The following is a 13,669-nucleotide window of genomic DNA, read 5'->3' as shown; positions in this document are numbered from 1 at the left end:
GCTTGCGGGTCCCGGCCGGAATGTTCGCAACGATACCAGACTGCAATGCACCGAGGCTGACAACTCGTCAGTACAGCAAGTTCACGAATCCTCGCAAACTTGCCATTCCTGCAACAAGAAAGGTGCGCGTCCGGATCAGCTTTGAACCAGTTTGCGATGGCGCTGGATGCTCATCAGGATGCCTGCGCCCAAGCCCAGCGTGACCAGCGCGGTGCCGCCATAGCTCATGAAGGGAAGCGGAACGCCCACCACCGGCAGGATGCCGCTGACCATGCCCATGTTCACGAAGGCATAGGTGAAGAAGATCATCGTGATCGCCCCGCCCAACAGACGCGTGAACAGCGTGGGCGCATTGGCCGTGATCATCAGGCCGCGCCCGATCAGGAGCAGGTACAGCAGCAGCAGCACGCAGTTGCCGATCAGTCCGAACTCCTCCGAATAGACCGAGAAGATGAAGTCGGTGGTGCGTTCGGGGATGAATTCCAGGTGCGTCTGGGTGCCCATGAGCCAGCCTTTGCCCGTGACGCCCCCGGAGCCGATGGCAATGGTGGACTGGATGATGTGGAAGCCCTTGCCCAGCGGATCGGAGGTCGGGTCGATGAGCATCATGACGCGCTGGCGCTGGTAATCGTGCATGAAGGACCACACCACCGGCAGGCTGGCCGCGCCTGCCACGAAGAGTCCCAGCAGGATCTTCCAGGGCAGGCCGGCAAAGAAGATGACGTAGAAGCCGGCCGCCAGCACCAGCAGACCGGTGCCCAGGTCAGGCTGGCGGATGATCAGAAAGCCCGGGATCAGCAGCAGGATCGCCGCCACCAGGAAGGCATCCCAGCGCAGCATGCCTTCGCGCTTCTGGAAGTACCAGGCCAGCATCAGCGGCATGGCGATCTTCATGATCTCGGAAGGCTGCACCACCATGCCGATGTTGAGCCAGCGGCGCGAGCCCTTCTTGATGATGCCGAACAGCGCCACCGCGATGAGCAGCGTCACCCCCACCGTATAGACCGGCACGGCCAGCCGCAGCAGCAGCTGGGGCGAGACGTTGGCGGCTACCCACATGACGATGAAGGCCACCAGGATGTTGCGCAGCTGGTCTTCCACCCGGCCGGGGAAGTTCATGCCAGCCGAATAGAGGGTGACGATGCCCACCGACAGGATCAGGAACACGATCAGCGACAGCGCGCCGTCGAACACCGTCAGGTGCGGCTTGATGATTTGCCACAGGGGCGGACGTTGCAGGCTCATGCCGGCTCCTCGTGTGTACTGCTCGTTGCGATGTCAGACCTCATTCCTGCACATCCGGCTGGACCGTCGGCGTGTTGCTGCTGCCGGCGTCTTCGGAGGTGGGACCTTCGACCGGGGTATCCGGGCTCACCGCCTCGGGCGCGACCGACTTGATCGGCTCATTGGGGCGCTTGCCCAGCATGAAGTAATCCATGGCCTTGCGTACCAGCGGGGCGGCCACGCCGGCGCCCCAGCCACCGTTCTCGACGACGGCCGCAATGGCGATGCGCGGCGCGTCGGCCGGCGCAAAGCCGATGTAGAGGCCGTTGTCGTGGTAGATGCGCGAAAGCTTCTTGGAATCATACTTCTGGTTCTTGGCGATGTTGACCACCTGCGCCGTACCGGTCTTGCCGCCCGACTCGTAGGGCGCGCCCCGGAAGGCGGCTGCGCCCGTGCCTTCCTTGACCACGCCCACCATGGCGCGCTTGATGAAGTCGATGTTTTCCTGCTTCAGCGGGATGCGATAGCTTTCCTTGGGCACGGTCTCTGTGCGCTCGTGGGACACCCCGTCCTCGAGGATCTTGACCAGGTGCGGCTTCATCACCACGCCATTGTTGGCCAGGATGGAGGTCGCCTGCGCCAGTTGCAGCGGGGTGAAGCTGTTGTAGCCCTGCCCGATGCCCAGCGAGACGGTGTCACCGGCGATCCAGCGTTTCTGCTCGGGTTTGCGGAAGGCGGTGCGCTTCCACTCGGTAGAGGGCAGGATGCCGCGCTTCTCGTGCTCCAGGTCGATACCGGTGATCTGGCCGAAACCGAAGGGCTTCATGAAGTCATGGATGGCATTGACCCCCATGTCATTGGCCAGCATGTAGTAATAGGTGTCGCAGGAGATGGCGATGGAGCGGTACATGTCCACCACGCCGTGGCCACCTTCCTTGTCGTCGCGGAAGCGGTGATTGCCCAGCACGAAGAAGCCCGGATCGCGGATGGCATCCTGCGGGCGGCGCTTGCCCAGTTCCAGCGCGGCCAGCGCCATGAAGGGCTTGTAGGTCGAACCAGGCGAATAGAGGCCCGACAGCGGGCGGTTCAGCAGCGGACGGTCGGGCGACTTGTTCAACTCATCCCAGCTCTGCTGGTCGATGCCTTCGACGAACAGGTTGGGGTCGTAAGAGGGCTGGGAGACATAGGCCAGGATGTCGCCGGTGGCCGGGTTGATCGCCACCAGCGCGCCCTTCTGGTCGCCGAAGGCTTCTTCGACCACCTTCTGCAGCTCGATGTCGATGGACAGGATCAGGTTCTTGCCGGGCGTGGCCGGGGTGCGCGAGAGCGAGCGCACGGCGCGTCCGCTGGCCGAGATTTCCACTTCCTCGTAGCCCGTGGTGCCGTGCAGCTGGCTTTCGTAGCTCTTTTCCAGGCCTTCCTTGCCGATGTAGTCGGTGCCGTTGTAGTTGGCTTCGTCGTCGGAGTCGGCAATGCGTTCGGCATCGCGCTGGCTGATGCGGCCGATGTAGCCGATCACGTGCGCGGCGGTCTTGCCGTAGGGATACTGTCGGAACAGGCGGGCCTGCACTTCCACGCCGGGGAAGCGATAGCGCTGGGCGGTGAACTTGGCCACTTCCTCATCGGTGAGGCGGGTGCGGATGGGCACGCTCTCGAAGTTCTTGGATTCTTCCTGCAGGCGGCGGAAGCGGCGGCGGTCGCGCTGCTGGATTTCCACGATGGTGCCCAGCTCATCGATGAGGTCATCGATGTTGGTCTTGATCTTGGAGGGCGTGATTTCCAGCGTGTAGGCCGAATAGTTGCGCGCCAGCACTACGCCGTTGCGGTCCAGGATCAGGCCGCGGTTGGGCACGATGGGCACCACCGAGATGCGGTTTTCCTCGGCCTGGGCGGCGTAGGCGTCGTGGCGCACCACTTGCAGCCACAAAAAACGGGCCAGCAGCAGGCTGAAGCACACTAGTACCAGGACGCTCGCGGCCAGCAGGCGCATCCGGAACAGTCTCAGCTCATGCGCGGTATTCTTGAATTCGGTCATGCTGCTTGCACCTGGCCCCTCAGATGGGGCGGTTCTCGTCGCGGTCCACCGCGCGACGCTGCGGCGCCAGCAGCAGGACGCTTACCACCGGCCACAGCAGGGCCGAGACCAGGCTCTCGCTGAAATAGAACCAGTCAGGCGACTTGCCCGTCACCAGCAGCTGGATCACCAGTTGCACCGCCTGCGCCAGCAGCATCAGCGGCAGCACGTGCAGCGCCTGGGTGCGCAGCGGGAACCACAGCACGCGGCGGTGGATCATGATGGCGAAATACGACAGCAGGGTGTAGGCCAGCGCGTTCTCGCCCAGCAGCGTGGCTTCGTTCACATCCATCAGCAGGCCCATCATGAAGGCCACGCTGATGCCGACCTTGCGCGGCTGGTGGATGTTCCAGAACACCAGCGCCAGCGCCACGAAGTCGGGCACGCCGACCATCTGCCCCCAGGGCATCAGGTTCAGCACGAACGCCACGATCAGGCTGAAGGCGATGAACAGCGGGCTGGCCGGCAGGAGGATGTATTGGTTGTTCATCGTGCGGATTCCTTGGCGGCCGGTTTGGCGGTGGCTGCAGCAGCAGCCGGGGTGGCCGGAGCCGCCGCTGCCGCTGGCTTGGCCGGCGGCGTCACGTTGGCGGCCCCTTTCCGGTCCTCGGCGGGCTTGTCCTTGGGCGTGGCGTTGGCGTCTTCGGCGCTGTTGTCGCGGGTGCTGTCACGCAGGCGGCGCTTGAAGAGCTTGGCCGATTTTTCATCGATCACGTCCGGCTCCGGACGCGGCGGCAGGTTCTGTTCCACCAGCAGGATCAGCAGCTGGCGATGACGGTCGATGCCGGCCAGCGGACGGCATACGATGCGGGCGAAGGAGTCCGCCGAACGGGTTTCCACCAGCGCCACGCTGGCCACCGACAGGCCCGGCGGATAGACCCCGTCGATGCCCGAGGTCACCAGCACGTCGCCCTTCTGGATATCGGCATTGGCCGGCATGAAGCGCAGGTCCAGCGCGCCGGTCTGGCCGCGGCCGTAGGCCACGCTGCGCAGGCCGTTGCGCAGTACCTGCACCGGGATGGCCTGGTCCTTGTCGGTCAGCAGCGTCACTTCGGAGGAGAACGGGAATACCCGCGTCACCTGGCCCACGATGCCGACCTCGTCGATGACCGGCTGGCCGGCCGTGACGCCCTGTTGCGAGCCGCGATTGAGGATGATCTTGCGGGTGAAGGGATCGCGCGCATCGTAGAGGATCTCGCCGACGATGGACTTGACCGGCACCTTCTGCTGCATGTCCAGCAGCTTGCGCAGCTGCACGTTCTCGGCCGCCAGCAGGCGTTCCTGCTGCATCAGCTGGGCGTTGACGATCTGCTGCTGGCGCAGCTCGCGGTTTTCCTTCTGCAGCGAGGCCAGCGAAGAGAAGTATTCGGACGAATTGGTGAAGGCGTCGCGCGGCACCATGGCCACCGTCTGGAACGGATAGAGGGCCGTGCCCAGCGCCTGGCGCAGCGTGCCCAGCACGTGCATGCGGGCGTCGACCACCAGCATCACGACCGAGATCAATGCAAAGACGGTCACGCGCACCCGGGCCGAAGCGCCCTGCTTGAAGAGTGGTGGGATTTCCATGGCGTCAGGCCGACTGCAGGGTCACACCAGATGACCGGCTGCAGGCGGATAACTCACTTCCTGCGTCGAAAACGGTAACAAAAAGGGGAGCCGAGGCGCTCTGGCGACCCCGCACCCGCCGACGCTGCATCGGGTGCGCACGCGGGGTGCGCATCCTGTGGCTGGTCGGTGTGAACGGCGTCATATCGAACGGTTCGGTTCCCCACTCATCCGGCAGTACATCGCTGCCGGTTCATGCTTGCTGCCCGGGCCTGCTGTCCGGCAGGCCCATGTACTTTGATGCTGCTGTACTTTCTGCTGTGGCTGTTCTGCGACTTCCGGCCGGCTTATTCGGCCGAGAAGATCGAACCCAGCTTGTCCATGCGGTCCAGCGCCATGCCCGAGCCGCGCACCACGCAGGTCAGCGGATCTTCGGCCACGATCACCGGCAGGCCGGTTTCTTCCATCAGCAGGCGGTCCAGGTCGCGCAGCAGCGCACCGCCACCGGTCAGCATCATGCCCTTTTCGGCGATGTCGGCACCCAGTTCCGGCGGGGTCTGTTCCAGCGCGTTCTTGACGGCCGAGACGATGTTGTTCAGCGGATCGGTCAGGGCTTCCAGGATTTCATTGCTGGAGATGGTGAAGGAACGCGGGATGCCTTCGGACAGGTTGCGGCCCTTGACTTCCATTTCCTTGACTTCCGAGCCGGGGAAGGCCGAGCCGATTTCCTTCTTGATCGCTTCGGCGGTCTGTTCGCCGATGAGCATGCCGTAGTTGCGGCGGATGTAGTTGACGATGGCTTCGTCGAACTTGTCGCCGCCCACGCGCACCGAACCCTTGTAGACCATGCCGCCCAGCGAGATGATGCCCACTTCGGTGGTGCCGCCGCCGATGTCGACCACCATCGAGCCGGTTGCGTCGGAGACCGGCAGGCCCGAGCCGATGGCGGCGGCCATCGGTTCCTCGATCAGGTAGACCTGGGATGCGCCCGCGCCCAGTGCGGATTCGCGGATGGCGCGGCGTTCCACCTGGGTCGAACCGCAGGGGACGCAGATGATGATGCGCGGGGAGGGGCGGAACAGCTTGGAGTCATGCACCATGCGGATGAATTGCTTCAACATCTGCTCGGTGACGGTGAAATCGGCGATCACGCCATCCTTCATCGGGCGGATCGCCTCGATGTTGCCGGGCACCTTGCCCAGCATCTGCTTTGCTTCCTTGCCGACCGCCTGGATGGTCTTCTTGCCGTTGGGGCCGCCTTGCTGGCGGATCGCCACCACCGACGGCTCGTCCAGCACGATGCCATGGCCGCGCGCGTAGATCAGCGTGTTCGCGGTGCCGAGGTCGATCGCCAGATCGTTGGAGAAGTAACTGCGGAGAAATCCAAACATGAGTTGTCCTGATGCGCCCGCGAGGGGGCGCCTAGCTTTTTGATAGGGGGAGGTGTCCGTTCATGCTGCGGCGACGCGAAAATCAGGCGCCTGCAAGGCATTAATCCGACATTCTACCTTATAATTCTCGAGAAACCAGCAAGCCGGTTTGCCAAAAATGTCAGCATTCCGGGACCTTCCGGCCGCCATCTGGCGCGGGTTTGCCGTTTTTTACGCCCACCACGCCATGACCTGGCCGACCTGCCGCGCAAGCGAACTTGCCCCCGGCAACGAGGCTGCGGAAAACGCCTTGCGGCCGCAGCGGCTACGGGTCTTCCAATTTCAACATCACGCGGCGCGCCCTGCGCGTCCTTTCGACCATGTCTCTAGTCCTTTCCGACGTCCAACGCATCGCCAAACTGTCCCAACTGGAGCTGACCCCGGCCGAGGCCGATGCCACCCTGGACAAGCTCAATGGCATCTTCGCCCTGGTGGAACAGATGCGGGCCATCGACACCTCCGGCGTGGAACCGCTGTCGCACCCCATCGCCGCCATCGAACCCGCGCTGGCACTGCGCCTGCGCGAAGATGCCGTGACCGAATCCAATCGCCGCGAGGACTACCAGCAACCGGCCCCGGCCACCCAGGATGGCCTGTACCTGGTGCCCAAGGTCATTGAATGAATCCGGCGCTTCGCGCCAGCCACCGTCCGCTTCCGGCCCAGCCGGCCCGCAAGACCGCAGCGTAACCGACTCCATGCACAAGCTCACCCTCAAAGAACTGTCCGCGCAACTGCAAGCGCGCAAGATTTCCGCCACTGAACTGGCGACCCTGTTCCTGGACCGCATCGCGGCCAGCGACCTCAATGCCTTCCTGCATGTGGACCGCGATCTGACCCTGGCGCAGGCCAAGGCTGCCGACGTGCGCCTGGCAGGCAATGATGCCGGTCCTTTGACCGGCGTGCCCATTGCACATAAGGACATCTTCGTCACCCGCAACTGGCGCACCACAGCGGGCTCGCGCATGTTGCATGACTATGTGAGCCCCTTCGATGCCACCGTGGTGGAGCAGTTCAACGCGGCCGGTACCGTCACCTTGGGCAAGCTCAACTGTGACGAGTTCGCCATGGGCTCCAGCAACGAGAACTCGTTCTACGGTGCGGTCAAGAACCCCTGGGACAAAACCGCCATCCCCGGCGGCTCCTCCGGCGGCTCGGCCGCTGCCGTGGCCGCGCGCCTGGCGCCGGCCGCTACCGCCACCGACACCGGCGGCTCGATCCGCCAGCCGGCCTCGCTGTGCGGCGTCACCGGCATCAAGCCGACCTATGGCAGCGTGTCGCGCTACGGCATGATCGCCTTCGCCTCCTCGCTGGACCAGGGCGGCCCGATCGCCAAGACGGCCGAAGACTGCGGCCTGCTGTTGAACGCCATGACCGGCTTCGATGAACGCGACTCCACCAGCCTGCAACGCCCCAAGGAAGATTTCACCCGCTCGCTGAACCAGAGCCTGCAAGGCCTGCGCATCGGCGTGCCCAAGGAATTCTTCGGTGCCGGCCTGGCCGCTGACGTGGAAGCGGCCGTGCGCGCTGCCCTGGCCGAGTTCGAGAAGCTCGGTGCGACCCTGGTCGAGATCTCGCTGCCCAAGACCGAGCTGTCGATCCCCGTGTATTACGTGATCGCCCCGGCCGAAGCCTCGTCGAACCTGTCGCGTTTCGATGGCGTGCGCTACGGCCACCGTGCGGCGGACTACAAGGACCTGGCCGACATGTACAAGAAGTCGCGCGCCGAAGGCTTTGGCGACGAGGTCAAGCGCCGCATCCTGGTGGGTTCCTACGTACTCTCGCATGGCTACTACGACGCCTACTACCTGCAGGCCCAGAAGATCCGCCGCCTGATCGCCGAGGACTTCCAGCGCGCGCTGGCTGGCGAGAACCGCCAGTGCGACGTCATCATGGGCCCGGTCTCGCCCACCGTCGCCTGGGACCTGGGCGACAAGACCGACGATCCGGTGGCCAACTACCTGGCCGACATCTTCACGCTCTCCACCAGCCTGGCCGGTTTGCCGGGCATGTCCATTCCTTGCGGATTCGGACAGGGCGAGAAGAACGGCAAGCGTCCGGTCGGCCTGCAGATCATCGGCAATTATTTCGACGAAGCGCGCCTCTTGAACGTGGCGCACCAGTTCCAGCAGGCCACCGACTGGCACCTGCGCGAACCGGCCTGATCGCTGGCTCTCGTCAACTACAACAGCATTCGCAAGGACAACATCATGCAGTGGGAAGTCGTCATCGGCCTCGAAACGCACACGCAGCTTTCGACCCAATCCAAGATCTTCAGCGGCAGCTCGACCCGCTTCGGTGCCGAGCCCAACACCCAGGCCAGCCCGGTGGACCTGGCCTTGCCGGGCGTGCTGCCGGTGCTCAACAAGGGCGCGGTGGAACGTGCGATCCAGTTCGGTCTGGCCATCGGCGCCACCATCGCGCCGCGCTCGGTGTTCGCGCGCAAGAATTACTTCTATCCTGACCTGCCCAAGGGCTACCAGATCAGCCAGTTCGAGATCCCCGTGGTGCAAGGCGGCACCATGTCCTTCGCCGTGGAGAAGGACGGCAAGACCGAGATCAAGACCATCAACCTGACCCGCGCCCACCTCGAAGAAGACGCCGGCAAGTCCCTGCACGAAGACTACCAGGGCATGACCGGCATCGACTTGAACCGCGCCGGTACACCCTTGCTGGAAATCGTCACCGAACCCGAGATGCGCAGCGCCGCCGAAGCCGTCGGCTACGCCAAGGCCCTGCATTCGCTGGTGGTGTGGCTGGGCATCTGCGACGGCAACATGCAGGAAGGTTCCTTCCGCTGCGACGCCAACGTCTCGGTGCGTCCGGTCGGCCAGGAGAAATTCGGCACCCGTTGCGAGATCAAGAACCTGAACTCCTTCCGCTTCCTGGAAGAGGCCATCAACTACGAAGTGCGCCGCCAGATCGAGCTGATCGAGGACGGTGGCACCGTGGTCCAGGAAACCCGCCTCTACGATCCGGACAAGAAGGAAACCCGTTCCATGCGCAGCAAGGAAGACGCGCAGGATTACCGTTACTTCCCCGACCCCGACCTGCCGCCGCTGGCCATCTCGCAGGAGTGGATCGAGCGCGTCAGGACCACCATGCCCGAGCTGCCCGCCGCGATGCGCGAGCGCTTCGTGGCCGAGTATGCGCTGCCGGAATACGATGCCATGGTGCTTACGCAATCCAAGGGCATGGCCTCCTACTTCGAAGCTGTGGTGGCTGCCGCGGGCAAGGACCAGGCCAAGCCGGCCGCCAACTGGCTCATGGGTGACGTGGCCTCCACGCTCAATCGCGAAGACACCGACATCGCCGATGCGCCCGTGAAGGCCGCACAACTGGCGCTGCTGTTGAAGCGCATCGCCGATGGCACCATCTCCAACAAGATCGCCAAGGAAGTCTTTGCGGGCATGTGGGAAGCCAGGTCCGACAAGGATTCGCTGGCCGATGACATCATCGAAGCCAAGGGCCTGAAGCAGATTTCGGACAGCGGTGCGCTGGAAGCCATCGTGGACCAGGTGCTGGCTGCCAATGAAAAGTCGGTGGCGGAATTCCGCGCCGGCAAGGAACAGGCCATCAACGCCCTGATCGGCCAGGCCATGAAGGCCACGCGCGGCAAGGCCAATCCGGCGCAATTGACGGAACTGCTGCGCAAGAAGCTGGCGGGCTGATACAAGGCCCTTGCCTGATAAAGCAGCAGCGCAATGAACCCTGCGTCCCGCAACGGACGCGGGGTTTTTTCTTATGCGGCCAACACCAATGGCCGCCCCCGTGCCCAGCGATTGCTCGACAGCGAGAAGGTCAATGAGCTGACCTGGTGATACCAACCCGCCGGGATGTAGAGCATCTCTCCCGGCTGCACTTCGCAGCACACCAGTGCCGCCTGGCGCGCCAGCGGAAAACGCTCCAGGTCCGGATGATCGGGGTCGAAGGGAGAACCGAACAGGATGGCGTTGGCCTCCTTCGGATAGAGATACTGGTCATGATGGGGCGGTGCCAGCCAGACGCGCTTGCTGCCCCATACCTGCGCGAAGACATTGTCGTCATAGTCGCAATGCAGCGGCGTGATGCAGCCGGCCGGCCCGATCCAGAAACGCGGTGGTCCCATCTTCTCGAAGAAGTTGGGCCAGTGGCACAGGCGATTCAATTCCCGCAATTCCAGGTTGCCCAGATAGGGCGGCAGCCCGCTCTCATCGGCCAGCGCCTGTTCCAGGTAATCGACCAGCGTCATGTCCTGCATGGCCCGGTCCGGCGCAAAGGCAGTGTTGATGTAGTCGCCCACGCGGGCCCGCACCGGCAACTGGCCGAAGTGTTCCCGCAGCGCTTGCACCGACATCGCCGAGAGCGGCCAGCGGCCGGCCATGCCCGTCATGATGAAGGGCAACCCCGCCCGCGCCCGTTCACGGAAGGCCGCCGTCTTCTGCGGACCGATGCGCGCGATCTCATGCACCTCGGGCAACGACGCACTCGCCGCACGGATGGCCTCACGCATCTCGGCCACCGAACTCACGCCACGCACCTTGGCATCGCGCTGGTCGCGCGCCGCCTTGCGTGCCGCAGCTTCCTCCGCGCTCAGGCCGCTGACGTCGGGGCGTGGCGGCAGGGACCTGGCCGCAGAATGGGCGGTTCCGGGGTGAAGTGAAGGAGAAGGCTCGGACGGTTTCATCCTCGCCATTTTAAAGGGGTTGCGGCAGTCCCTATCTCGATTGCCGCATAAGGATATGAATTCTTCTTCCTTGTTCCGGGGTAGCCGGGGGAGTGTAATAAGCGTTTGGCCAGCCGGACATGCGCCGGGCTGGCACCGCCTACACAGGAGCCCCCATGTCGGTCGCCACACTGGAACGCACGCAGCAGACGCAACAACACTTCGAGATCCGTCCTTTCGACGCCCCGCTGGGCGCGGAAATCGTTGGCCTGGACCTGAACCTGCCGGTCTCGGCGCAACAGCTGGCGCGCATTCGCGGCGCGCTGGTCGAGCATGGCGTGGTGGTGTTCCGCGAGCAGCGCATCACGCCGCAGCAGCACATCGATTTCAGCCGCCGCTTTGGTCCGCTGCAGGTGCACGTGCTCAACCGCTTCCACCTGGCCGGGCATCCGGAGATCCTGATCGTCTCCAACGTGGTCGAGAACGGCAAGCCCATCGGCCTGGTCGATGCCGGCGCGGACTGGCATTCGGACCTGTCCTACATGCCCAAGCCCAGCCTGGGTGCGCTGCTGCATTCGCAAGAATTGCCCGCTGAACGCGGTGATACGCTCTACGCCAATACCGCTGCCGCCTGGGACAGCCTGCCCGCAGCGCTCAAGACCCAGCTCGAAGGCAAGCGCGCCGTGCACTCCTACGTCTACCGCTACGAGCGCCTGCGCAAGCTCTCGCCGTGGCGTCAGCCGCTGACCCAGCAACAGATCGATGAAGTGCCGCCGGTGGAGCATCCGGTGGTCATCACCCATCCGGAAAGCGGCCGCAAGATCCTGTTCGTGAGCGAAGGCTTTACCTCGCACATCATCGGCATCCCGCGTGACGAAAGCGATGCGCTCCTCAAGGAACTGCACGCCCACATCACGCGTCCGGAGAATGTCTACACGCACCAATGGCAGGCGCATGACATGGTGTTCTGGGACAACCGTAGCACCCAGCACTACGCCGCGATTACCCCGCAACACCTGCGCCGCACGCTCTATCGCACCACTGTCGAAGGCGACGTGCCGCGCTGAGCGATCACTGAGGGCGCAGCGGCGCGTCTGCTACCAGGGCGGTATCAAGACGAAACACGCTGACCGCTTCGGTCAGCGAGGCCGCCTGATCCTGCATGGAGCGTGCCGCCGCCGCCGCTTCTTCCACCAGCGCCGCATTCTGCTGCGTGGCTTCATCGATATGGGTGATGGCCAGGTTGACCTGTTCGATGCCATCGCTCTGTTCCTGGCTGGCCAGCGTGATCTCGCGCACGATCTCGGTCACGCGCGCCACGCTGTGCACCACCTCCTGCATGGTGTCACCAGCCTGCGCCACCAGGCGGCTGCCATCGCCGACCTTTTCCACGGAATCCCCGATCAGCTGCTTGATCTCCTTGGCCGCCGACGCTGAACGCTGCGCCAGCGAGCGCACTTCGGAGGCCACCACTGCGAAGCCGCGTCCCTGCTCACCGGCGCGCGCCGCTTCCACTGCCGCATTGAGCGCGAGGATGTTGGTCTGGAAGGCGATGCCATCGATCACGCCGATGATGTCGGCGATCTTCTGCGACGAAGCGTGGATCTCGCCCATGGTCGCCACCACCTGCTCCACCACCGCACCACCCTGGCTGGCCACCTGTGAGGCCGATGCGGCCAGCGCATTGGCCTGGCGCGCATTGTCGGCGTTCTGCTTGACGGTGGAGGTGAGCTGTTCCATGGCCGATGCGGTTTCTTCGAGCGAACCGGCCTGCTGTTCCGTGCGCGCCGACAGGTCGAGGTTGCCGGTGGCAATCTCGCGCGAGGCGACGTTGATGGTCTCGGTGCCGGAACGCACCCGCCCCACGATGTCCTGCAGGTTGCCATTCATGGACTTGAGCGCGGCCAGCAGTTGGCCGGTTTCGTCGCGGCTATTGGCCTCGATGCGCGAGGTGAGGTCGCCTGCGGCCACCGTTTCTGCGATGCTCACCGCCTGGTTCAGCGGGCGCGTGATGCTGCGCGTGAGCAGCCAGGCCAGTGCCGCGCCCAGCACGATTTCCAGCGCACCCAGCATCAGCAGCATGCTGCGGCCGGAACGATAGTCGCCGTTGATCTCGCTGGCGGCCTGGTCGATCACCTTCTTCTGGTAATCGGCGTAGCGCAGTACGCTGTCGGCGTACTCATCCATCATCTTCACCAGCGTGGTATCGGTCATCTCGCGGGCGCGTGCATCGTCGCCGGCGGTCTTGATGTCGAAGATCTTTTGCCGCGTATCGCGATAGGCGGCACGCAGCTTGCCGACTTCCGCGAAGAGACGCTTTTCCTCGGGATCGGTGATGGCCGCCTCTACCTGCTTTTGCAGCTGGCTGATCTTGGCCGATTGCGCATCGATCTGCTTCTGGAAGTATTGCTGGAAGGCATCGTCATCACTCTTCATGACGGCGAAGGTGCGCACGCCGTTTTCCTTGATGGCCGCATGCCACTGTACGGCATCGCGTTCCTTCTTCAGCGCGATCTGGGTCATCTCGTCGGTGGCGTCCCCGATATTGCCCAGTCGCCACACGCCCAGGCCGACCATCACGGCCATCAACATCAGCAAGGCAATGAAGCCGATGGCCAGGCGTACGCCGATCTTGAGGTTTTTCATTCCGTCTCCCCTGATTGAGTGATGCGACCGGCGGCTGGTGTGCTGTTTTTCTGTTGTGATCGTGAGCCGGGCGCTGGCAGCAAGGACGGGCAGCCCATCCTTGCTGT

At 64.1% G+C, this 13,669-nt stretch carries 10 protein-coding genes and 1 pseudogene; 4 read left to right on the top strand and 7 right to left on the bottom strand.

Translation table 11 applies throughout. The annotated features are described in order from the left end of the window. Window positions 1-135: 135 nt before the first annotated feature. The 5 genes from rodA to MKD49_RS15505 all read right to left on the bottom strand — a co-directional run bounded on the left by rodA (window position 136) and on the right by MKD49_RS15505 (window position 6,234). Complete coding sequence (gene rodA / locus MKD49_RS15525; RefSeq protein ID WP_252696734.1) at window positions 136-1,245, bottom strand: rod shape-determining protein RodA; 1,110 nt, start codon at window positions 1,243-1,245, stop codon at window positions 136-138. Window positions 1,246-1,285: 40 nt separating this feature from the next. After that, window positions 1,286-3,259 (bottom strand): penicillin-binding protein 2, encoded by a 1,974-nt coding sequence (gene mrdA, locus MKD49_RS15520; protein ID WP_252696733.1) that lies wholly within the window; start codon window positions 3,257-3,259, stop codon window positions 1,286-1,288. A gap of 19 nt (window positions 3,260-3,278) precedes the next feature. Beyond that, window positions 3,279-3,788 carry a rod shape-determining protein MreD gene (mreD, locus tag MKD49_RS15515; RefSeq protein WP_034340686.1) on the bottom strand — a complete coding sequence of 170 codons (510 nt, stop codon included), beginning with the start codon at window positions 3,786-3,788 and terminating at the stop codon, window positions 3,279-3,281. Next, complete coding sequence (gene mreC, locus MKD49_RS15510; RefSeq protein WP_121041251.1) at window positions 3,785-4,864, bottom strand: rod shape-determining protein MreC; 1,080 nt, start codon at window positions 4,862-4,864, stop codon at window positions 3,785-3,787. Before mreC ends, mreD begins: the two co-directional genes overlap by 4 nt. A 326-nt stretch (window positions 4,865-5,190) precedes the next feature. After that, window positions 5,191-6,234, bottom strand: coding sequence for a rod shape-determining protein (locus MKD49_RS15505; protein ID WP_006465688.1), 1,044 nt, complete (start codon window positions 6,232-6,234; stop codon window positions 5,191-5,193). 359 nt (window positions 6,235-6,593) lie between these two features. Here MKD49_RS15505 and gatC point away from each other — a divergent pair, with 359 nt between their 5' ends. The 3 genes from gatC (at window position 6,594) to gatB (ending at window position 9,942) form a co-directional block, all read left to right on the top strand. Then, a complete protein-coding gene (gatC, locus tag MKD49_RS15500) occupies window positions 6,594-6,896 on the top strand; it encodes an Asp-tRNA(Asn)/Glu-tRNA(Gln) amidotransferase subunit GatC (RefSeq protein ID WP_134134198.1) in 303 nt (100 codons plus the stop codon). A 73-nt stretch (window positions 6,897-6,969) separates the two neighbouring features. Continuing rightward, a complete protein-coding gene (gene gatA, locus MKD49_RS15495; protein WP_252696732.1) occupies window positions 6,970-8,436 on the top strand; it encodes an Asp-tRNA(Asn)/Glu-tRNA(Gln) amidotransferase subunit GatA in 1,467 nt (488 codons plus the stop codon). Window positions 8,437-8,481: 45 nt separating this feature from the next. After that, window positions 8,482-9,942: an Asp-tRNA(Asn)/Glu-tRNA(Gln) amidotransferase subunit GatB gene (gene gatB, locus MKD49_RS15490; RefSeq protein WP_121041248.1), complete on the top strand. Its 1,461-nt coding sequence runs from the start codon at window positions 8,482-8,484 to the stop codon at window positions 9,940-9,942. Window positions 9,943-10,013: 71 nt separating this feature from the next. Here gatB and MKD49_RS15485 read toward each other — a convergent pair whose 3' ends face one another. Next, window positions 10,014-10,937: a cupin-like domain-containing protein gene (locus MKD49_RS15485; RefSeq protein ID WP_252696731.1), complete on the bottom strand. Its 924-nt coding sequence runs from the start codon at window positions 10,935-10,937 to the stop codon at window positions 10,014-10,016. A 155-nt stretch (window positions 10,938-11,092) separates the two neighbouring features. On the opposite strand from MKD49_RS15485, the gene MKD49_RS15480 reads away from it, so the two are divergent. Further along, complete coding sequence (locus tag MKD49_RS15480) at window positions 11,093-11,983, top strand: TauD/TfdA family dioxygenase (protein ID WP_252696730.1); 891 nt, start codon at window positions 11,093-11,095, stop codon at window positions 11,981-11,983. Here MKD49_RS15480 and MKD49_RS15475 read toward each other — a convergent pair. After that, window positions 11,947-13,562, bottom strand: a pseudogene (locus MKD49_RS15475) (methyl-accepting chemotaxis protein). The gene MKD49_RS15480 and the pseudogene MKD49_RS15475 overlap by 37 nt on opposite strands. Between the last annotated feature and the right edge of the window lie 107 nt (window positions 13,563-13,669).

Source organism: Herbaspirillum sp. WGmk3 (genome assembly GCF_023952535.1).
Taxonomy (GTDB): Bacteria; Pseudomonadota; Gammaproteobacteria; order Burkholderiales; family Burkholderiaceae_D; genus Herbaspirillum; species Herbaspirillum huttiense.
The sequence above is the reverse complement of the archived record's forward strand: the minus strand, read 5'-3'. Positions and strand labels throughout refer to the sequence as shown.